Origin of the sequence: Pseudomonas sp. S3E17 (genome assembly GCF_024168685.1) — a bacterium.
In the GTDB taxonomy this organism is placed as follows: Bacteria; Pseudomonadota; Gammaproteobacteria; order Pseudomonadales; family Pseudomonadaceae; genus Aquipseudomonas; species Aquipseudomonas marginalis.
In genome coordinates, this window is the sequence record NZ_JALJWE010000001.1 from 4,111,501 (window position 1) to 4,133,113 (window position 21,613).

General features: G+C 53.6%; 20 protein-coding genes and 1 tRNA gene. 16 read left to right on the forward strand and 5 right to left on the reverse strand.

The genetic code is table 11. The features are described from left to right. Positions 1-4 precede the first annotated feature (4 nt). From J3D60_RS18510 to trbL, 8 genes are all read left to right on the forward strand, one after another. Positions 5-81, forward strand: a tRNA-Ile gene (locus J3D60_RS18510). Positions 82-208: 127 nt separating this feature from the next. Beyond that, on the forward strand, positions 209-1,282 hold the full coding sequence (locus J3D60_RS18515) for a site-specific integrase (RefSeq protein ID WP_253492280.1): 1,074 nt from the start codon (positions 209-211) through the stop codon (positions 1,280-1,282). A gap of 302 nt (positions 1,283-1,584) precedes the next feature. After that, entirely contained in the window at positions 1,585-1,803 is a 219-nt protein-coding gene (locus tag J3D60_RS18520; protein WP_191998801.1) for a DNA-binding protein, read from the forward strand. Between the two features lie 4 nt (positions 1,804-1,807). Next, on the forward strand, positions 1,808-2,650 hold the full coding sequence (locus J3D60_RS18525) for a helix-turn-helix domain-containing protein (RefSeq protein ID WP_253492282.1): 843 nt from the start codon (positions 1,808-1,810) through the stop codon (positions 2,648-2,650). A gap of 65 nt (positions 2,651-2,715) precedes the next feature. Next, the gene (locus J3D60_RS18530) at positions 2,716-2,970 is read left to right on the forward strand and encodes a TraK family protein (protein ID WP_253492284.1); all 255 of its coding nucleotides are present in this window, start codon (positions 2,716-2,718) and stop codon (positions 2,968-2,970) included. A 317-nt stretch (positions 2,971-3,287) separates the two neighbouring features. Further along, positions 3,288-3,662 (forward strand): conjugal transfer transcriptional regulator TraJ, encoded by a 375-nt coding sequence (traJ, locus tag J3D60_RS18535; RefSeq protein WP_253492286.1) that lies wholly within the window; start codon positions 3,288-3,290, stop codon positions 3,660-3,662. Positions 3,663-3,704: 42 nt separating this feature from the next. Beyond that, the gene (trbJ, locus tag J3D60_RS18540; protein ID WP_253492288.1) at positions 3,705-4,460 is read left to right on the forward strand and encodes a P-type conjugative transfer protein TrbJ; all 756 of its coding nucleotides are present in this window, start codon (positions 3,705-3,707) and stop codon (positions 4,458-4,460) included. 205 nt (positions 4,461-4,665) lie between these two features. Next, a complete protein-coding gene (gene trbL / locus J3D60_RS18545) occupies positions 4,666-6,057 on the forward strand; it encodes a P-type conjugative transfer protein TrbL (protein ID WP_253492291.1) in 1,392 nt (463 codons plus the stop codon). 470 nt (positions 6,058-6,527) lie between these two features. Here trbL and J3D60_RS18550 read toward each other — a convergent pair whose 3' ends face one another. The 4 genes from J3D60_RS18550 to J3D60_RS18565 all read right to left on the reverse strand — a co-directional run bounded on the left by J3D60_RS18550 (position 6,528) and on the right by J3D60_RS18565 (position 8,014). After that, on the reverse strand, positions 6,528-6,818 hold the full coding sequence (locus tag J3D60_RS18550) for an addiction module antidote protein (protein WP_253492295.1): 291 nt from the start codon (positions 6,816-6,818) through the stop codon (positions 6,528-6,530). Further along, positions 6,815-7,138 carry a type II toxin-antitoxin system RelE/ParE family toxin gene (locus J3D60_RS18555; protein WP_253492299.1) on the reverse strand — a complete coding sequence of 108 codons (324 nt, stop codon included), beginning with the start codon at positions 7,136-7,138 and terminating at the stop codon, positions 6,815-6,817. The genes J3D60_RS18550 and J3D60_RS18555 overlap by 4 nt, the downstream gene beginning before the upstream one ends. A gap of 94 nt (positions 7,139-7,232) precedes the next feature. Next, positions 7,233-7,466: a hypothetical protein gene (locus J3D60_RS18560; protein ID WP_253492302.1), complete on the reverse strand. Its 234-nt coding sequence runs from the start codon at positions 7,464-7,466 to the stop codon at positions 7,233-7,235. A 41-nt stretch (positions 7,467-7,507) separates the two neighbouring features. Further along, a complete protein-coding gene (locus tag J3D60_RS18565) occupies positions 7,508-8,014 on the reverse strand; it encodes a hypothetical protein (protein WP_253492304.1) in 507 nt (168 codons plus the stop codon). A 620-nt stretch (positions 8,015-8,634) separates the two neighbouring features. Between J3D60_RS18565 and J3D60_RS18570 the strand changes: the two genes are divergently transcribed. The 5 genes from J3D60_RS18570 to J3D60_RS18590 are packed head-to-tail and all read left to right on the forward strand — an operon-like array spanning position 8,635 to position 17,541. Then, positions 8,635-11,328 (forward strand): DEAD/DEAH box helicase family protein, encoded by a 2,694-nt coding sequence (locus tag J3D60_RS18570; protein WP_253492306.1) that lies wholly within the window; start codon positions 8,635-8,637, stop codon positions 11,326-11,328. Between the two features lie 15 nt (positions 11,329-11,343). Continuing rightward, on the forward strand, positions 11,344-13,083 hold the full coding sequence (locus J3D60_RS18575; protein WP_253492308.1) for a type I restriction-modification system subunit M: 1,740 nt from the start codon (positions 11,344-11,346) through the stop codon (positions 13,081-13,083). After that, positions 13,080-14,678, forward strand: coding sequence for a restriction endonuclease subunit S (locus tag J3D60_RS18580; protein ID WP_253492310.1), 1,599 nt, complete (start codon positions 13,080-13,082; stop codon positions 14,676-14,678). Before J3D60_RS18575 ends, J3D60_RS18580 begins: the two co-directional genes overlap by 4 nt. After that, positions 14,675-16,453 carry a restriction system-associated AAA family ATPase gene (locus tag J3D60_RS18585; RefSeq protein ID WP_253492312.1) on the forward strand — a complete coding sequence of 593 codons (1,779 nt, stop codon included), beginning with the start codon at positions 14,675-14,677 and terminating at the stop codon, positions 16,451-16,453. Before J3D60_RS18580 ends, J3D60_RS18585 begins: the two co-directional genes overlap by 4 nt. Continuing rightward, positions 16,453-17,541 carry an HNH endonuclease gene (locus J3D60_RS18590; RefSeq protein ID WP_253492314.1) on the forward strand — a complete coding sequence of 363 codons (1,089 nt, stop codon included), beginning with the start codon at positions 16,453-16,455 and terminating at the stop codon, positions 17,539-17,541. The genes J3D60_RS18585 and J3D60_RS18590 overlap by 1 nt, the downstream gene beginning before the upstream one ends. Before the next feature lie 327 nt (positions 17,542-17,868). Here the strand turns inward: J3D60_RS18590 and J3D60_RS18595 are convergent, their stop codons facing one another. After that, positions 17,869-18,294 (reverse strand): VOC family protein, encoded by a 426-nt coding sequence (locus J3D60_RS18595; RefSeq protein WP_027605927.1) that lies wholly within the window; start codon positions 18,292-18,294, stop codon positions 17,869-17,871. 111 nt (positions 18,295-18,405) lie between these two features. Between J3D60_RS18595 and J3D60_RS18600 the strand changes: the two genes are divergently transcribed. The 3 genes from J3D60_RS18600 (at position 18,406) to J3D60_RS18610 (ending at position 21,609) form a co-directional block, all read left to right on the forward strand. After that, positions 18,406-19,275, forward strand: coding sequence for a LysR family transcriptional regulator (locus tag J3D60_RS18600; protein ID WP_065938226.1), 870 nt, complete (start codon positions 18,406-18,408; stop codon positions 19,273-19,275). 36 nt (positions 19,276-19,311) lie between these two features. Beyond that, a complete protein-coding gene (locus tag J3D60_RS18605) occupies positions 19,312-19,758 on the forward strand; it encodes an Lrp/AsnC family transcriptional regulator (protein ID WP_032883895.1) in 447 nt (148 codons plus the stop codon). 168 nt (positions 19,759-19,926) lie between these two features. Next, a complete protein-coding gene (locus tag J3D60_RS18610; RefSeq protein WP_253494021.1) occupies positions 19,927-21,609 on the forward strand; it encodes an NAD(P)/FAD-dependent oxidoreductase in 1,683 nt (560 codons plus the stop codon). Positions 21,610-21,613: the final 4 nt, after the last annotated feature.

The window sequence follows — 21,613 nt, forward strand, 5'->3', positions numbered from 1 at the left end:
CTGAGGGCCTATAGCTCAGTTGGTCAGAGCAGAGGACTCATAATCCTTTGGTCCACGGTTCGAGTCCGTGTGGGCCCACCAACTTCAAAGCCGCGCATTGCGCGGCTTTCGTGTTTCTGGGTGGTTCTCCACAAATACAGTCCTATGGTCCGAAGGTACAAAATCGGTACAGTGCTGGTGCGCCAGTACACCTTTGGAGTCCTTTCAGATGGCAACACTAGTCAAAACCCCTTCCGGCACCTGGAAGGCTTTGATCCGCAAAACCGGCTGGCCGACAGTAGCCAAAACCTTCCGCACCAAGCGCGATGCGGAGGATTGGTCACGACGTACCGAAGACGAAATGGTACGTGGCGTATACATCCAGCGCAGCGGCTCTGAGCGCATGACGCTAGAAGTAGCTCTCAAGCGCTACCTCAACGACATTACCCCTACCAAGAAGCCCACCACCCAACGCGGCGAGATTTCGAAAGCCAAGAAGCTTACAGAGCATCTGGGCAAGTATTCGCTTGCGGCCCTCTCTGCTGAAATCATTGCTAATTACCGCGACAAGCGTCTAAACGAGAAAGGGCGCGCTGGAACCACAAGCAACAATACGGTGCGCCTGGAGCTTGCTTTGCTGAGCCACCTGTTCACCGTAGCTATCCAGGAGTGGGGTTTGGGCCTTACCTTCAACCCAGTCCTGAACATTCGGAAACCAAGCCCCGGCGAAGGCCGCAATCGTCGACTATCTGCCGATGAGGAAAGGCGGTTGATAACCGCAGTGAACAAACACAGCAATCCGATGCTGGGCTGGATCGTGGGTATCGCCTTGGAGACGGGCATGCGCTCCGCTGAGATCAGCACACTCCGCAAGTCTATGCTCGATCTAGAACGACGCATTGTAAAACTCGTCGATACAAAGAACGATGGCCAGCGAACGGTCCCCCTGAGCAGACGCGCTACAGAGCTGTTCAAGGCCGCTGTGGCTAACCCAGCCAGGCCAAGCGATTGCCATCTGGTGTTCTTTGGCGAGCCAGGCAAGGACGGAAAACGTCGGCCTTATGCTTTTACCAAGATATGGGGACTGCTGGTTAAAGAGCTCAAGTTGTCAGACTTTAGATTTCACGACTTGAGGCATGAGGCGGTGAGCCGGTTAGTTGAGGGCGGCTTATCCGATCAAGAAGTATCTGCAATAAGCGGACATAAATCCATGCAAATGCTAAAGCGATACACGCACCTCCGATCCGAAGACCTAGTAAAGAAAATCGATAAAATTAAAAAACGCCCAACGCTGAAAGTTTAGCTAAACCAATTCTAAACACAGCTCACCGCAAGCCTAAACTTTCGATATATCGAACACAAACATCGATAATTTTAGCAGCTAAAATCCACAGCCAACCGGCAAATTACAAAGGCACATCTAATTCACCACTCAAAAAACAATAAAGCCGCAGCAAAACACAACCGATATATCGAAACACCAATTATTAACACCTTGAAATTAAAGAGATTTTATTTTTTATGTCAGCAACTAACCAAAACCTCTTCCAAGCTCTTCGAAACTTCTTTAGGATTATTTTAAATCTATGAACCTGGAGCACTCTTATGAGCACCGAACAAGACATTAAAGATAAGTACCATGGTGCACCTCTGCTCTCCATTGAGCAGCTAGCCGAAATTCTGCTGAGAAGCAAAGATGGTTTGCGCCTTAGCCTTTGCGGAGACAATGAGGTTTCTCGCAAGTTTTTACCTTGCAAGGTAAAGATAGGAAGAAGGGTTTACTTCCGAACCTCGGAAGTAGCAAAAGCCTTAGACCAGGATTGATGTCATGGGCATCACGCTGAAAGTGGACAGATCAAAGCCTGAAAAAGGCTACACCATAATTCCAAACCATATTCTTAAGGAAAAGAGCATCACGTTTAAAGCGAAAGGGATTTTGTCGCTATTGCTCTCGCTACCGCCCAACCCAAGGTATCTCAGCATCGAATTCCTGGCCAAGCATTGCAAAGACGGCATCACGGCTGTTCGCTCGGGAATAGATGAATTGAAAGCCGCTGGGTATCTAGATATCCAGCAAGCATACAATGCGCTTGGGCAGTATGACGGGGTTGAATGGAACCTCAGGGACACGCCCTGTGGATTTGAGAAACTGGAAAAGTCGGACGAAATACCGGATGTGGAAAACCCGAACTCGGATCAGCCGCCTTCGGGAAAGCATGGCCTTATAAATACATACAAAACAAAAAACTCAAAAAGCAAAAAAACTACTACTGCCACGATTCAGAAAAGCGACGAAGTCCTTGAGGACCTGAGGTTTTCGGCCACGATGCTCGCTGAGACACAGATTCAGGTCCGCAAGGCCCTGGCGCAGGTAGCACCGTGCGACCGCCAGAGAATGCTCGACGATTTTTGCGCTGCTGTCAGGTCTGGAGTCATAAATAAATCCCAACTCGGCTGGCTTCACGGGGTGATAAAACGCTACCAAAACGGCGAGTACAATTTTAAACCGTTGCCTCCAGTACCAGTTTCGACATCACACGCAGCCCGCTCACTGGATACCGACTCACCCGCTCCATCTGTCGACACCTCAACTGTCAAGTCAGCAGAGCGGTCGAGTGTAGCGTTAGAAAGTTTGAAGAAATTAAAGGAACAGATCTGTAGGCCTAATTGACGACTTCACCACCGTGCGACACCGACAGGTCCTTCAAATCAAGTTAATAATCTCGGGAGACAACAATGAAAACTCTAAGCCTTCGAATCGCCGAGCGGGTAATCAAAAGTGCCGACCCAAGTAGCCCCTCTGCGCATCGAGCAGTGGTCGTAATACATACACAGGAAATCCTAGAAGCTATTCAGAATGGTTACTCGCTGCTGAGTATCTGGACAACGCTACGGAACGAGGGCGTGGTCAACTTCGGCTATCAAGCATTTAGTCGCCATACTCGAATAATCGTATTTCCTCTAGCGGACCACTCAGGCACAGACAATTAAACGTTGCGCCAGCAAACATAAGTACTGCTGAGGCAAACAATAGTGGCGATTTCTGATGCGGGACCGACCAAGGCCGTTGTTCCAGTGAACAATTTTTAATTATTCGCTTCCAGCACTGCCTTTTGTTGAGCTGAGCAACCTTAGCCAACCGAAAGAACAACGGAAATTTATGGGGCAAGATAGGTGAAGTTAGCCAACCGACAGGTCGGTTTGCCAATTTCACTCTCGCGTATTCGCGCCTGCGGCACTCAATGCTGTCTTGCTCTGCGAGGCGAGCCGCTACCGCGACGTTATGGACACCAGAAGGAGGTTAGATAATGAGTTCTGACAGTCGGCAGGAATACACCCGAAAACACGGAAAGCATCTTCGGGTGCCGGTACTACCTGGAGAGGAGCAAATCATTAAAGAGAACGCAGCGAATGTCAGTCTGACGGTTGCGGAATATCTAAGGCGACTGAGCCTCGGTTACGAGATCAAGAGCACGCTCGACTCTGAATACGTCCTGCAGCTCGTAAAGGTAAACGCCGACCAAGGCAGACTTGGTGGATTACTGAAGCTGTGGCTAACCGATGACCCCAAGCTAGCCACCTGCGGCGTTGCTTGGACGCCCGGTGTCGTGCGAGCTCTTCTAAAGCGAATAGAGGCCAACCAAGACGAAATGCTCCGGTTGGTTCAGGCACTGAAATTTTAGCGGCTAAAAAATCCGTACTTCACTTTTCCTTTTGGAGTCCACATGAGCACGCCAAGAGCCATACGAAAAACCAGTTGGCTGATTGTTGCCCTGCCCTTCCACGTCGCCCTCGCTGGCATCCCGGTGATTGACGCTGCTAATACAAGCCAAGCGACCATTAGCGCTATCCAAAACGTCGCAGCGGTGACCAAGCAGATTGAGCAATACACGACCCAATTACAGCAGTATGAAAACATGCTGCAAAACACCGTGGCGCCTGCGGCCTATATCTGGAGCGAAGCGGACCAGACGATTTCCAAGCTGCTCGCAGCGCAGGACACACTCAGCTATTACAAAACGCAAGCAGGGAGCCTTGAACAATACCTTTCGCGCTACCAGGACACAGCTCATTACGACGAAGCACCCTGCATAGGTGCGGATACTTGTACGACTCAAGACCAGGAGGCTATCGCCAATGCACAGAGCCAAGCCACCACAGCCCGTAAAAAGGCAAACGACGCCCTTTTAACCAGCGTCTCGAACCAACAGGGAACCCTGCAAGCAGATGCAGACACCCTTGCACGCCTACAGCGTTCGGCGACCAATGCCACAGGCCAAATGCAGGCGATTCAATCCGCCAATCAGCTGGCCAGCGCTCAAACGAACCAGCTTCTACAAATTCGCAGCCTGCTAATCGCTCAGCAAAATGCTCTCGCAACCAGCGCACAGATTGAAGCTGATCGTGATGCTAAAAGGCTTGCGGCTAGTAACAAAGCGCTTGCGGGTCGCAATAGCAAAAGCAGCGACAAGGAGTGGTGAGGAAATGAGCCTACCTATTCGACTTATCTTCGGTATAGCCCTCGCAGTACTGCTCATGAGCGGTTGCGATGCACAGAACGACGCCAAGCCCGCCGAATGCCATGGGTCAGATGGGCGGCAGTTACAGCGGAACGGCCCCGCCGCAGATGCAGGTTGCGTCCTAGGGCATGGAAACACCCAAAGCACAGACAGGAAATGGTGACTCATGAAGAAGCTATCCGCCATCTACCTATTGCTCATCACACTGGTATTCAGTCATACCGCTCAGGCAGCCAGCCTAGACAGCGGTAACATGCTCAACAAAATCCTCGATAGCTTTTCGACGGTTGCGGTCAGTTGGCGATCCGAGATCACAGATAAAGCATCATGGCTGTTTTGGGGATTAGCATTAATCAGCATGGCTTGGACCTATGGTCTGATGGTACTCAGGAGCGCTGATATACAAGCTTTCTTTGCCGAGACCATCCGCTTCTTCGGTACGTTGGGATTCTTCTGGTGGCTACTTGTCAATGGCCCAGCTATATCTCTAGCCATCATCGATACCATGCGCGCCATCAGTGCAAACGCTTCTGGGCTAGGTAGCGGTTTGTCGCCATCGAGCATCATAGACATTGGTTTCAATATCCTCACGAGGGTCGGGGAATCCTCGTCGGTGATGTATCCGGTAGTTACAGCGCTGATGCTTGCCGCCGCTATCGTGGTGCTGGTGATACTGGCGCTGATCGCGGTCAATATGCTCCTGTTGCTCGTATCGGCATGGTTGCTCGCTTACGCAGGTATCTTCCTCTTAGGATTTGGCGGCAGCCGCTGGACCTCGGATATAGCCATCAACTTCTATAAAACCGTGCTTGGCGTGGGCATCCAGCTTTTCACCATGACGTTTCTGATAGGCGTAGGTAAGTCATTCCTGGACCAGTACTACAAGGCATTTGAGGTTGGAACGCCCGACCTGAATAGCCTCTGTGTACTGCTTGTGGCTTCCGTGATATTGCTCACGCTGGTCAACAAGCTTCCACCCATGCTGGCTGGCATCGTCGGTGCTGGCGGGCAAGCCTCAGGGATCGGCAGCTTCGGTGCTGGAGCCGCGCTGGGGGCAGCCACAATGGCGGCATCAGCAGTAGCGTCAGCAGGAAGTGCCGCACTGGCGGGAGCTAATGAGTTAGCAGGAGGCGCTTCGGCACTCAGCGCAGCTTTCAAATCGGCTCAGGCAAGTATGGAAAGCACTTCAAACGACAGCGGTAGCTTCATGGGGGATTCCGGCGACGAGCCGACGTCTAGCGGCGTAGGATCTTCGGCTTTCGCACGGGCTATGGGCTCAGGCAGTGGGCAGGAATCGGGCTACGCATCGAGAGTGGCGACCGCCGGAAGGCTGGCGGCTCAAGCAGGATCGGTTATTGCCGATCATGTGGGTCACAGCTTGAGCAGCCAGGCAAGTGCCGCGATAGCAGGCACTGCGGGGGGAAGGCTAGCAACGGCAATTGATGAAAGCAGCAAAAAGTCGCAAGCTGGCGACAGCCCTTTGTTTGAGGGTGATAGTTTGAGCGCTCGTTCTGATGAAATTTCGGACTTCGTTAACAAAAGTCCACCGCGGGATTAGGCTTTACTGGCACCGTCGCAGTTTGACTGCGGCGGTCTTTCCCACCACAGGTACATGAGCAGAAGAATGAAGCCCACCTCTCCAGTAGAACCGCACTTCATTGACGAACAGGACGATGTCACCCTTTCCTTACCCGCATTCGTGACACGCACGACGCTTCAATCAGTTTTGCAGGCAAATGGGGTAAATACTTTGACGGAGCTTGGGGTACGTAGACCTACTCCAGCAGCGGCTGAACCTGCGCCTTTTGAGACTCATAAGCCCGAGTAGCGACTATCTGAATTCAAAACCCTCAAGCTGGAGACATTAGAGAATACGTACAAAATCGTACGTTAATCATGCAACCTGTCAGGTTGAGGAAAGAGAGGTTGCTGGCGAAGCATCAGAAGCGCCGGGAGCGGCCCTATCCTGACTTTACGCAGAGTGCGGGCCTAGCACCTACATAGGGTTTACTTCAATCGGGCTTGTTCCTATTGCGCATGCGGCCGGGCGGTCAAATCAACTCCGAGCGCTCGCATCACTACAAGCATGGTTTTCAGTGTAGGATTCCCGTGCTCGCTGAACGACTTGTAAAGTTGCTCTCTGGCCAGCCCTGTTTCCTTGGCCAGCTCTGTCATCCCCTTGGCGCGCGCAACCACTCCCATAGCCTTAGCGATATAGGCGGCGTCCCAAGTGTCCAGGGCGTCGGCGATGAACACCGCTATCGCCTCCGGGCAGTCCAGCGCTTGCGCGGGGCCGTAGGCGTAAATTGGCTCGGTCATTGCGGCCTCCATTCATCTGCTAGGTGTTTCGCCGTTTCTATGTCCCTCGACTGGCTGCTCTTGTCTCCACCACATAGCAGGATGACGATTTCCGTCCCGCGCTGCTGGAAGTACACCCGATAGCCAGGGCCATAGTGAATCCTAAACTCGCTTACTCCCTGACCGACTGGTGACACGTCGCCAAGTAGCCCTTCGCCAAGCGGAAGATGCGGGCGGCAGTTGCGGCCTTTGCCCGCTGATCCTTTAGCTTGCTTTCCGAAGTCATGAAAGTAGCAGTTTGTTTGATTTCGACCATCGACCGGATGTATTTTATAAATCACATAAAATCAATAAGACAGGGCTTAACGTACGATTTCCCCGAATTCTGTGGACCCCCTAGCTCAGCGAGAGGCTGCCAAACCAGGTCCAGACTCATTAGGCAATAGGGATTTTTTTGCTGAGCGTTCGAGATGCCGGCGATGGAGCAGCAACCAGAAGAGCCTGGCGGCCATCCCCGCCGACGCGCTGTACGCTATCAACCACTTCGGCAGTTTTTGCTTTGCGCAAAATCCTAGAGCTGTTGTTTTCTTCAATGGCTTGCAACACGGCATCGCCCATCAGTTTGAGGGCGCATTCACGGCCGATGGAATCAATTAGTGATTGACGCATGTCTGATACCCCCTAAGGACAAAAACCGTCCAGGCCATGAGCTAACGATACAGCTCGTCGAAAGGCAGCGTAGCGCGGGCGCTCTCAAGAAACCTATGCTCGTGATCAAACTTTTCACGCACGTACTCACCTTCACGATTTCGATAGCCTAGAGCAAGGTCTGTCAGATGCTCTCGATGGATCATGTATGCCGCTGTAGCCCTGGCTTCGCTAGCGTACTCCGAGCCCTGAAAAAGCCTCAACCCTCCCATGGCCAAATCGCTGATTTCGTTTTGCTTTCGCAAGAAGTCGATGAAAAGCTGCTGCCGTTCAGCCAGCTCCGCTTTGACGCCGCGTGGTCGGCCATCCTTGTGCTCGATCCCGAAAATGAAGGCGGCCCCGTTGGACTCAACAAACATTACATCCTTGAACACCTGACACTTGCCGCCAGGCGAACATGCCTTGATATCAGCCACCCATAGCTCGTCGGAACTGCTATCAGGAAATTCGCCAGCAGAGCGTGGGCTAGACGCCGCATAGATTGATGCGGCCTGCATAGATTCAGCCATATGCAATTCTCCTCTTGAGCGGTTCACTGCCCCACAATTGTAGTCTCAACTCAGGCATGTGCGGACATTGCTAATGCATGTGCCCTAACCGCTTCAAAGGTGGGATCCATACCTTGCTCTACCAGGGAGTGGCCAACTTATGAAGCCACTACAAAACATCATCTGGGCGAGCTCCCTGGAATAAACCGCATGCAACGTCATTCTGCCTGCGGGCGCAGTATCCATCTCTGACGCAACACTGAGATGCTTGTGTCAAAAAATGGACGTGAGAAGGGGCGCATGGCTCCGTAAAGGCGCGCACGGCTAACTTGCTCAAACTGCGATCAATTGCACCCAGTTACGTTAGAATCAGCAGCTAGCTGCAGCAGGGTAGGCTCGGTCGTTCTGTATGGGCAGAGGTATCCATGACCTAGATGAACACCCAAATCCGAACAGACCAGCTCCAGCTGCCCATGCGCAAATCTGTAGCTCTGGGCGGTGCATCCGCCGACGGCTTGATCTCACAGTCGCTAAATTGGAAGAGGCGATAAAGAATGTTTCAATCGGAAGCGCAAACAAGATCAGAGCTTGTAGACCAGCAGCTTGCGCAATCTGGCTGGAACGTCAAAGACCCCACACAGGTGGTTGAAGAGTTCAACATCGGCGTGACTCAACCACGCACGACTTACGAAGGTCATCAATTCAGTGACTACGTTTTGCTGGGCAAGGATCGCAAGCCGCTGGCCGTCATTGAGGCCAAGAAGACCAGCCGAGACGCCGCCACAGGCCGCGAGCAGGCCAAGCAGTACTGCTACAACATTCAAAAGCAGTTGGGCGGCGAACTGCCGTTCTGCTTCTACACCAACGGTCACAATATCTACTTTTGGGATCTGGAAAACGCTCCGCCGCGCAAGGTCATCGGCTTCCCCACGCGCGACGATCTGGAGCGCTTCGCCTATATTCGCCGCAATCGCAAGCCGCTGACGCAAGAGTTCATCAACACTTCGATTGCAGGTCGTGATTATCAGATCCGCGCCATCCGTTCCGTACTCGAAGGCATCGAGCAGAAAAAGCGCGATTTTCTGCTGGTGATGGCTACTGGCACCGGAAAAACCCGCACCTGCATCGCCATGGTCGATGCTCTGATGCGCGCGGACCACGCCGAGAAGGTGTTGTTTCTAGTCGACCGTATTGCCCTGCGCGAGCAGGCACTGGCGGCCTTCAAGGAGCACATGCCCAACGAGCCGCGCTGGCCCAATATGGGCGAAAAGCTGATTGCCACGGACCGACGCATCTACGTTGCTACCTATCCCACGATGCTCAACATCATTCGGGATGAGACGCAGCACCTGTCGCCACACTTCTTCGATTTCATCGTCGTCGATGAAAGCCATCGCTCCATTTACAACACCTTCGGCGAAGTACTCGACTATTTCAAAACCATCACCTTGGGTTTGACGGCTACGCCAACCGACATCATCGATCACAACACATTTCAGCTTTTTCATTGTGACGACGGCCTGCCGACCTTTGCCTACACCTTCGAAGAAGCCGTGAACAACGTACCGCCTTACCTCTCCAACTTCCAGGTAATGAAGATCCAGACCAAGTTCCAGATGGAGGGCATTAGCAAACGCACCATTTCGTTGGAAGACCAGAAAAAGCTGATCCTGCAGGGCAAAGAGGTTGAAGACATCAATTTCGAAGGCACCCAGCTCGAAAAGCAGGTCATCAACAAGGGCACCAACACCCTGATCGTCCGCGAGTTCATGGAAGAAGCCATCAAGGACGCCAACGGCGTGCTGCCAGGCAAGACCATTTTCTTTTGCGCCACCAAGGCGCACGCCCGGCGCATGGAAGAAATCTTTGACAAGCTCTACCCACAGCACAATGGCGAGCTGGCCAAGGTGCTGGTGTCGGACGATCCGCGCGTCTACGGCAAAGGCGGTCTGCTCGACCAGTTCACCAACAACGACATGCCGCGCATCGCCATCAGCGTGGACATGCTCGACACGGGCATCGACGTGCGCGAAATCGTCAACCTAGTGTTCGCCAAACCAGTCTATTCCTACACCAAGTTCTGGCAGATGGTCGGGCGCGGCACGCGCTTGTTGGAAACCAGCAAGCCCAAGCCCTGGTGCCTGGAGAAAGATGTGTTTTTGATCCTCGACTGCTGGGACAACTTCGAATACTTCAAGCTCAACCCCAAAGGCAAAGAACTCAAGCCGCAATTGTCGCTGCCGGTGCGACTGGTGGCTCTGCGACTCGACAAGATCGAGAAGGCCAACGACAGCGGCCATGCAGACATTGCCAGTCGTGAAATCACCAAGCTCCGCCTGCAGATTACTGCGCTGCCCAAGGAATCCGTGGTGATCAAGGAGGCCGCCGCTGCCCTAGCAAGGTTGGACGACGACAACTTCTGGATCAGCCTCAGCCACGACCAACTGGAATTCCTGCGCGCGGAAATCAAGCCGCTGTTCCGCACCGTCTCCGAGGCCGACTTCAAGGCCATGCGTTTCGAGCGCGACCTGCTCGAATATTCGCTGGCCATACTGAACGAAGACAAGGGACAAGCGGAAACTATCAAGGAGGGCATCGTCGAACAGATCAGCGAGCTGCCGCTCTCGGTCAGTTTCGTGAAGCAGGAAGAAACCATGATCCGCGCCGCGCAAACCAGCCACTACTGGGCCAAGGCCGATGAAGACGTCTTAGACAATATGGTCGCCAAACTCGGCCCGCTGATGAAATTTCGAGAGCAGAGCACTGGCCAGGAGCAAACCCACCTTGATCTGGCCGATGAACTGCACAAGAAGGAGTGGGTGGAATTCGGCCCGCAGCACGAGGCCGTTAGCATCACCCGCTACCGTGAAATGGTAGAAAGCCTGATTGCGGAACTGACCGAGCGCAACCCAGTGCTGCAAAAGATCAAGAACGGTGAAGCAGTGAGTGCAGATGAGTCCTATGAGCTAGCCCACATACTCCACGAAGAGCATCCGCATATCACCGAAAACTTACTGCGCCAGGTCTATAGAAACCGTAAGGCGAGCTTTATCCAGTTCATCCGCCATATCCTGGGCATAGAAGTGCTCAAGAGCTTCCCGGACGAGGTCAGCGCGGCCTTCGCCCAATTCATCCGCGCCCACACCACGCTCAGCAGCCGGCAGATGGCGTTCCTCAACCTGCTGAAGAACTTCATCATCGAGCGCGAAAAGGTGGAGAAAAAAGACCTCATCAACACCCCCTTCACGGTCATTCACCCACAGGGCATCCGTGGCGTGTTCAGCCCGGCCGAAATCAACGAAATCCTGCAGCTGACCGAACGGTTGTCTGCCTAAATAACAGGGCAACTCATGCTACAGAACAACCGCGACCTCAAAGGCAAGATCGATCTGCTCTGGGACAAATTCTGGAGCGGAGGGATCAGCAACCCGCTCACCGCCATCGAGCAGATCACCTACTTGCTTTTCATGAAGCGGCTAGACGAACTCGATCTCAAGCGCCAATCCGATGCAGAATGGACAGATGAAAAGTATACATCCAAATTTGAGGGTGTATGGGTTCCACCGGAACATAGAACCAAGCGCAGTGGTCGTGAGAGCGCGACGGAGTTAGTCGAAATCCTTGCACATGACCGACACCAGCACGGCATTGATAAACGTACTCTGCGCTGGAGCGAGTTCAAGCGCATGCAGGCCGAAGAAATGCTGCAGCATGTGCAGGGCAAAGTATTTCCCTTTCTCAAAGACCTGAACGGCGCGGAATCCAACTTCACCCATCACATGAAAAACGCGGTATTCATCATCCCCAAGCCCGCTTTGCTGGTGGAAGCGGTGAAGACTATCGACGACATCTTCGCGGTGATGGAGCGCGACTCGCGCGAGAACGGCCAGGCCTTTCAAGACATACAGGGCGATGTCTATGAAATGCTGCTGTCAGAGATCGCTACCGCCGGTAAAAATGGCCAGTTTCGCACCCCACGTCACATAATCAAATTGATGGCCGATTTGGTGCAGCCTCAACTGGGTCACAAAATCGCCGACCCGGCCTGTGGTTCCGGTGGCTTTTTGCTTGGTGCTTACCAGTACATCGTCACGCAGTTAGCCATCAATGCCGGCGCCAAAAACCTCGCGCCTGATGAAGACGGTTTCGTCCGTACCTCAGTAGCCTCAGCCCTCACCGAGAACGCTCAGGCCATTCTGGCCAGCTCACTGTGGGGATACGACATAGACGCCACCATGGTGCGCTTGGGACTGATGAACCTGATGATGCACGGCATCGAAGAACCACACATCGACTATAAGGACACACTCAGCAAGAGCTACACTGAGGAATCCGAATACGACATCGTACTGGCCAACCCACCTTTCACCGGCAGCATCGACAAGGGCGACATCAACGAACATCTTAAACTGGGCACAACCAAGACCGAGCTGCTGTTTGTCGAGAACATCTACCGCCTGCTAAAAAAAGGCGGCTCCGCTTGCGTGATCGTGCCACAGGGTGTGTTGTTCGGCTCCGCAAGTGCGTTTAAAGCCTTGCGTCAGTTGCTGGTCGAGCGTTGCGATCTCAAAGCTGTTATCAGTATGCCCAGCGGCGTGTTCAAACCCTATGCCGGTGTCAGCACCGCCATTCTGCTGTTTACCAAAGTATGGGGGCGGGAAGAAAAGGTTACTCAGCCTGCCACCGGAAATGTCTGGTTTTACGAAATGACTGCAGACGGCTATTCGCTGGACGACAGACGCAGCAAGCAGAAAACACCTGATGGCGACGACAGTTGGGGCGACCTGCAAGACATTATCACCCAATACCATGCTCGCAACTTGGACGCTGTCTCTGATGACAAGAGTGACCGCACTGCTAAGTGCTTCATGGTGCCGCGCACCGAGATCGCTGACGACAAGAATAATTACGACCTCTCGCTCTCACGCTACAAAACGGACGTATTCGTGGAAGTGCAATACGACGCGCCGAGCATGATTCTGGATCGGCTGATTCAGGCTGAGGTGGGCGATATGGACGAGGCAGAGCTCACCAGGTTGCAAAGCGGTATCGTGCGAGAGTTATTGCAGCTTCGGGAGTTGGTAGGATGAAGATGATCCCCCTATCTCAGGCTGTACAAATTAATCCTCGATTGCCAAAGGGCTTCGAGGATTCGAGAGAAATTTCGTTCATCCCAATGGCATCCGTCTCTGAAAACGGAGGAATAACGCATCAGGAAACGCGTAACTTCGGTGAAGTCAAAAAGGGATTTACATATTTTCAGCGGGGCGACGTCTTGCTGGCAAAAATTACTCCATGCTTTGAAAATGGAAAGTCCGCACTTACCGATAATCTTGAGCGTCCAATCGGCTTCGGCTCGACCGAATTTCATGTAATACGCTCTATCCCGGGAAAGTCAGACTCGCGCTTTCTTTATCACCTAGTGCGTAGCAATAAGCTCATGTTCCTCGGTCAAAAATCGATGAAAGGCGCCGCAGGTCACAAGCGCGTGCCGGCTGATTTTTTAGAAGACTTTGAATTTCCAGATTGGTCCACTGACGAACAAATTCGAATTGCCCATTTGCTCAGTAAAGTGGAAGGGCTAGTTGCCCAACGTAGACAACACCTACAACAACTCGACGAGCTGCTCAAGAGCGTGTTTCTGGAATTTTTCGGGGATCCAGTTCTGAATCCCCATCAGTTCCCTATAAAACGGCTTTCGAAGTTTTATGTAGACTCTAAGGATGGCACCAAATGCGGCCCATTCGGAAGCGCTCTGAAGAAAGAAGAACTGGTCGATTCTGGCGTGCCCGTCTGGAACATGGACAACATCACCGCTGACGGTCAAATGTTGCTACCTTTCCGCATGTGGATCACGGAGGAGAAGTACAAAGACCTCTCCGCGTATTCCGTACGGGATGGCGATATCATCATTTCACGAGCCGGTACGGTAGGAAAAATGTGTGTGGCTCGCATGAACGGCCAGCCTGCGGTCATTAGCACTAATCTCATTCGCCTTCGCCTAGGCGCTGAGCTACGGCCCCATTACTTCGTTTCACTGATGCTGTACTGCAAAGGTCGAGTGGGTCGCTTAAAGACCGGCGCTGACGGCGCGTTTACGCACATGAACACAGGAGTTCTGGATTCACTGGAATTCCCGTATCCATCCGTCGAGCTTCAAGACCAATTCGGGAAAATTGCCAGCAAGGTAGAGGGTGTCATATCCCGCTATCAACAAAGTCTCTGCGATCTGGAATGCCTTTACGGTGCTCTGAGCCAGCAGGCATTCAATGGCGAGCTGGATCTGTCACGCATGCCCATGCCGGACAGCCAACTAGAGGAAGAGATAGCCGTGGTAGCAGAAACTTCACACCCTCGCGCCGGCCAAGACCTAGGCATCAACTTGCCCGCCCCCACTAACTTGCTCGATGCGCTGGAAAACTCAGAGCGACGAACGGCATTAATCTCGCAGTGGCTGGAGGCCTACCGTGGCCAGCTGGGGGAGACGCCGTTTTCGGCGCAGCACTTCATGGCGGCGGCGCAAAACCGCTTGGAGGAACTGGACCCGGACAACGACGTCAAGCTGGGCATTAATGACTTCGAGCACATCAAGACGTGGGTGTTCGAGGCACTGGCAGCTGGCAAGCTGATGCAGGCTCTCAACGACGCACGTAACCGTATCGAACTCAAGGCTGTGCATGTATGAAACTGCTGCGCATCAAGATCACCGACCTGGCAGGTTTTCGCAGTTTACCCTGTGGCTTTGAACACCACTTTCGCACTAACCGGACACTCCAGGACGAGCTGGCCGAGCCTGAAGACTTTGCACCTTTCGTCTGTGCAGGTCGCAATGGCAGCGGCAAATCAAACTTGCTTGAAGCGCTGGCAGCGGTCTTTTTCCAGCTTGAAATTTTGCGTGTACGCCGTAGCTTTCTACCAGAGATACTCCAGAACGCAGGTGAAGATTTCTCGCCTGTGGCGTTTGAGTTGGACTACCTGATCCGCGTGCCCGCAGAATACATCCAGCCCGATGGCCCCGTGTGGGCCCAGGTAGGTGTCTGGAAAAATCCCGGCGAATCCGTACGTTTCCAATGGCATAACCAAGGCAACTTCAACACAAGCGTTTACGAAGCATTTGATGGCGACCACGCCGACATTCTGATGCCGCAATACGTGCTTGGCTACTCGTCAGGCGAGAACGAGATTCTCAGTCTGCCGTTCTTTAAGCTGCGCTTCGTGCAGTTCGACGAGTATTGGAATTCGCTGACTCAACAGCTGAGCTATCCTGGACACCCGGAAACACGGCTGGCTTATCTGGACAACGGATTTAGTCAGGCAATTCTGCTCTGCAATCTGCTTTTCCAAGACGATACAAACCTGCAACCATTCCGCGAAGATGTAGGAATCGAGGCGCTTAGGCAGTTTCGCATCATCCTCAAGTTGAGCATTGAGGTGCCTGCTAACCACGCAGCAGAATTGACTTCCGGTGACTACTTTTCCCCTGGATATTCAGAGGATCGCTACTCCACAGACAACCCCGCAATATCACTTGATGCACAAACGGGAGCCTACACAGTCAACCTAATGAGTCTTCTAGAAGGTGATGAACGATCATCAATAATAGAGAAGCTCAAACGTTGCGCCACTTTGAGCCATCAAGATGAAGCATCAGACACACTGTTTCTCGATTACTGGGTAAACGAGGCTACCAGAGAGGCATTTCGCGATAACTTCGACGGAGACCCTCTGAACTTATTTCAAGCTTTTCAAGTGCTACTAGTATTAAACCTTCACTCTGTGAGTAATAGCCTCAAGACCGACATCTATCAATCCAAAAGTTACTACGTGAGTGAAACGGTACCTACGCTGGCTTCAGACGAACGCGCTATGCGTTTCAAAGAAGTTTACCTAAAAAAGCAGAACGTGGTCAAACCAATGCTTCTCAAAGAGCTGTCGGATGGCGAGCACCAATTATTGCACAGCCTTGGGCTGTGCCTACTATTTCGGAATACCAATAGCCTGTTCCTGTTGGATGAACCCGAGACGCATTTTAATCCAGCGTGGCGAGCGAGTTTCATCAGCCGCCTACGTAAATGCTTACAAGGACAAGCCGAAAGTAGTCAGGAAATGCTGATTACCACTCACTCGCCTTTCCTGATATCAGACAGTAAGCCCGGCAAAGTAATGATTTTCGACAAAGACTTGGATAGTGGTGCCGTCAACATTTCTCATCCCGAGTACAACACACTGGGCGCATCGATCAACAAGATTACCATGACAACTTTCGGCAAGCGCGAAACCATCGGTGGACATGCTCAGTCAATCCTCACTGGATTACGGGAACGCTTCGAACGTGGAGAGGAGGTGTCAACTCTAATTACCGAGCTAGATAGAGAACTTGGCGACTCGTTAGAAAAAGTATTGCTTGTCAACACCATGCTCGGCCATGCTCCGCAGGACCGAGAGAAGGGGCAAAACTGATGTTGTTCCCTTATACCTATGTGCCACATCAAATGGAGAAGATGCAAGAGTTCATCGACTACATATTCTTTGGCGTCTGGTGCAAAGCGCCATCTGAAGGTCCGTTCGGTCTGCACCTGTTCGATGGCAACGTTGAACTGCGTGAGGTGATGGAGGCATTTTACTATTCAGATAAAAAAAACGCAGACTTTTTTTATGGTCACGTCGAGAAGATCTTCAAAGGTTTTAGTAATCTAAATCAAAAACAGATTCGGCGGCTGAAATGGTGGTACTGCAGCAATAACAACATCGAACAGCTATGCACCAACCACTCTGGAAGTCATGCCACTCGACATTCTGACATTGAGAGTAAGTTTCCCGTTATCGCTGGCGACATACGCGCGTTCTTTGTCGGCCTCTATGACTTCGATGCTGCGGCCATGACAAAAAAAACTGGCGATATCAATGATCATTATAGGCAATTCGTAAGTACCAATAGCAATGATAAATGTCCCTTTTGCGGCATTAGCGATCTCTTGGGGAAAGACCATACCAAGCGCGAAGCATACGACCACTACATGCCGAAGTCGATCTACCCATTCAACTCTATAAACTTCAAAAATTTGGTCCCAGCCTGCCAACATTGCAACAGTAGCTATAAGAGCAGTAAAGACACGGCGTTTACCGCCAAAGACCCCTGCGGCCTGCAGGAGCGCCGCAAGGTGTTTTACCCATTTTCGACCATACCTTACACAATTAGTTTGCATGTGCTCATCCGGCACGCTGACCACGACAAGCTGACTACTGCCGACATAGGCCTGAACTTCGGCCCAGCGGAGCTGAACGAGCAAATCGAAACTTGGAAAGAAATCTATAGCATTGAAGAGCGCTATCGCGCGAAGCTATGCAGCTTAGATGCAAAGGCATGGGTCGTGGAAGTTATGGATGAATGGCGTTGGCACCAGGAATCAGCAGGCGCGGAAGGTAGAGGCCCTGAAGCGTACCTGCGAGCTGTAGCCCGCCACACAGCCAAATCACCATATACCAATGAGAACTTTTTGAAGTATGGATTTCTGCAAGCCTGTAAAGCAGCTGGAGCTTTTGGTTAAAAAATTAACGCGTATCGCTATCTGCGATAGCTCCAGCCTTGGTCTATGGTAAAAACGGCTGTACCCCGAGGTACGCCAGCGGTACAGTACAGACCTTCGGTTTCTTTCACCAGATTACGCTCAACACCTTTACCTATGATGTTTTCAGCTTTTTGTACCTGCGCTAACCTAAGGCAGGTTTATCTAGATATATCGGGTCGCCCAGCAACTCATAATCCTTTGGTCCACGGTTCAAGTCCGTGTGGGCCCACCAACTCCAAAGCCGCGCATTGCGCGGCTTTTGTGTGTCTGGCCTAGACGTTTTGCGTGGGTGGGTTGCCCACAACCTTACTTCGCAAACAACTGCCCAATATCCCTGAATGCCTTGAACTCCAACGCATTGCCGCACGGGTCGAACAGGAACAAGGTCGCCTGCTCCCCCACCTGTCCCTTGAACCGAATATGCGGTTCCAACACAAACGTCGTCTGCCGCGCCTGTAAACGGTCTGCCAGGGCGTGCCAATCTTCCCAGCCCAGCACCACGCCAAAATGCGGCACGGGTACGTCGTGGCCGTCGACGGCGTTGGTGTGGGCGGCTTCCTGGGAGGCGGTTTTCGGGTGTTCGTGGATCACCAGTTGATGGCCGAAGAAGTTGAAGTCGACCCAGTGTTCGCTGGAGCGGCCCTCCTCCAACCCAAAGACGTCGCCGTAGAAGTGCCGTGCAGCGGCGAGATCGAATACCGGAATTGCCAGGTGAAAGGGCGCGAGTGTCATCAGTTCAAACCTCTATGGGCGTTAGTAAGCCGAGTTTAGCCTTGCTCCCAACGATGAAAAGACGATAGTTTTTGCGTCGAGCTCAAAAAAATTTGATGAATCGGGACATCCATGCTGCGTGAATTGAAGACCTTTATTGCGGTAACGCGCCACGGGACGTTTGCGGCAGCGGGCATGCATATCGGGCTGACGCAGTCAGCGGTGAGTGCCCAGATTCGTCAGTTGGAGCAAGCGCTGGGCGTGCAGCTGTTCGACCGCACCGGCCGCCAGGCCACCCTGAATGCCGCCGGTTTGCGCGCATTACCCTTGGCCAAGGAGATTCTGGAAACCTTCAACCGCATGGCGGTGCCGGTGAATACCAATGAATACCGGGGTGAGTTGAAAGTCGGTGCTATCACTACGGCTCAAACCGGTTTGCTGCCCCAGGCGTTGGTGCGCTTGCGCCAGGCCGCGCCAACGGTTGAGTGCAAGTTGGTGCCTGGTGTCTCCCTGGAACTGTTGAACCAGGTCGACGCTGGAGAGTTGGATTCGGCAATCATCATTCGACCGCCCTTCGACCTGCCCAAGGAGTTGTATGTGCAGGTGCTGCGCAAGGAGCCGTTCGTGTTGGTCGTGCCGAACACATTGGTGGGCGACGACCCTTTGCACCTACTCAACACCCAGCCCCATGTGCGCTATGACCGTGCTTCGTTTGGCGGCCGACTCGTGAGCCGGTTTCTGCGCGAGCAGAAGCTTGAGGTGCAAGTGGCGCTGGAGCTGGATGAACTCGAAGCCATCGTCAGGATGGTGGAGTGTGGCCTGGGCGTAACGTTGATTCCAAAGGCAGGCTTGTGGCTGGAGCGCTCGCCCCAAGTAAGAATAATCCCGCTGGGCAAGCTGACTTTTTTCCGCGAGATCATCCTGCTGGGCCGCTACAGCCAACGTCACCTGCCGGTACCACAACTGTTTGCCCGCTGCCTGCTGGCCGATCCAAGCCTGTAACATGCGTTCCCATTGCCGCCCGTCACGGAGCCCCACGTGCCTGTTCTAGATGAAATCGATCGCCAGTTGATCGCCGCCTTGCAGATCAATGCACGCGAAAGCGTGGCCATGCTAGCCCGGCAGTTGGGCATTGCGCGCACCACGGTGACGTCGCGCCTTGCGCGCCTGGAGAAAACCCAGGTGATCACCGGTTATGGTGTGCGCCTGGGTCAACGCGTGGCAGATGGCGGCTTGCAGGCCTATGTGGGGATCACCGTGCAACCGCGGTCGGGCAAAGAAGTGCTGCGCAGGCTGAGCGCCATGGCCCAGGTTCAACAATTGTGCGCGGTCAGCGGCGAGTTCGATTACGTGGCCTGGTTGCGCACCGATTCGCCGGAACAGCTCGATCAATTACTGGACCAGATCGGCAGTGTCGATGGCGTGGAGAAAACCACCACATCGATCATCCTCAGTAACAAATTGGATCGCGGCCAACCAATCTGACCACCTAATTCGTCACTATGACTAAAAACAATTCATTCCGACGACACTTTGCGTCTTATTAACGAACGCAACGCTCCCTAAACTGGCTGCCATCTTTTCCTATACTCAGCGGGTTACTTCCCGCCGAGTCGTCAGCAAGGGCCCGCCATGAGCATTCCGTCCAGCACTATCAGCAAGACCAATCGCCACCCTGCCGACGGTAAAAAACCCATCACCATCTTTGGCCCGGATTTCCCGTTCGCCTTCGATGACTGGATCGAACACCCCGCCGGACTCGGCAGTATCCCCGCCGCCAATCATGGTGCAGAAGTGGCCATCGTCGGCGCCGGTATCGCCGGGCTGGTCGCCGCCTACGAGTTGATGAAGCTGGGCCTCAAGCCCGTGGTGTATGAGGCCTCGAAGATGGGCGGCCGTTTGCGTTCCCAGGCCTTCGAAGGCGCCGAAGGCATCATCGCCGAGTTGGGTGGGATGCGTTTTCCGGTGTCATCTACCGCGTTCTATCACTACGTCGACAAGCTGGGCCTGGAAACCAAACCCTTCCCCAACCCGCTGACGCCGGCTTCCGGCAGTACGGTGATCGATCTCGAAGGCCAGACCCACTACGCACAAAAGCTGTCCGATCTGCCTGCGCTGTTCCAGGAAGTGGCTGACGCCTGGGCCAACGCCCTGGAAGCCGGCTCGCAGTTCGGCGATATCCAGCAAGCCATCCGCGACCGTGATGTGCCGCGCCTCAAAGCGCTGTGGAACAAGCTGGTGCCCTTGTGGGACGACCGCACCTTCTACGACTTCGTCGCGACCTCCAAGGCTTTCGCACAGTTATCGTTCCACCACCGCGAGGTGTTTGGCCAGGTAGGTTTCGGCACCGGTGGCTGGGACTCGGATTTCCCCAACTCCATGCTGGAAATATTCCGCGTGGTCATGACCAACTGTGACGATCACCAGCACCTGGTGGTCGGCGGCGTAGCCCAGGTGCCGATGGGCATCTGGCGCCATGTGCCGGAACGATGCGCCCACTGGCCCGCCGGTACCAGCCTGAGCTCGCTGCACCGCGGTGCACCACGGGCCGGGGTAAAACGCATCGCCCATGCTGCCGAGGGCCGTTTCGCGGTGACCGACAACTACGGCGATACCCGCGAATACGCGGCCGTGCTCACCACCTGCCAAAGCTGGCTGCTGACCACCCAGATCGAGTGCGATGAAACCCTGTTCTCGCAAAAGATGTGGATGGCCCTGGACCGTACGCGCTACATGCAATCGTCAAAGACCTTCGTGATGGTCGACCGCCCATTCTGGAAAGACAAAGACCCGGAGACCGGCCGCGACCTGATGAGCATGACCCTCACCGATCGCCTCACGCGCGGCACTTACCTTTTCGACAACGGCGACGACAAACCAGGGGTGATCTGCCTGTCGTACTCGTGGATGAGCGACGCGCTGAAAATGCTCCCGCAGCCCATCGACAAACGGGTGAAACTGGCGCTGGACGCCTTGAACAAGATCTACCCGAAAGTCGACATCAAGGCGCGCATCATCGGCGACCCGATCACCGTGTCCTGGGAAGCCGACCCGCATTTCCTCGGGGCCTTCAAAGGCGCGTTGCCAGGTCACTACCGCTACAACCAGCGCATGTATGCGCACTTCATGCAGAAGGACATGCCCGCTGAACAACGCGGGATTTTTATCGCCGGTGACGACGTGTCCTGGACTCCAGCATGGGTGGAGGGCGCGGTACAAACCTCACTGAACGCGGTATGGGGCATCATGACCCACTTTGGTGGCAGCACTCACCCCGAGAACCCGGGGCCGGGTGATGTGTTCGATGAGATCGGGCCGATTGCCCTGGCTGACTAAGGAG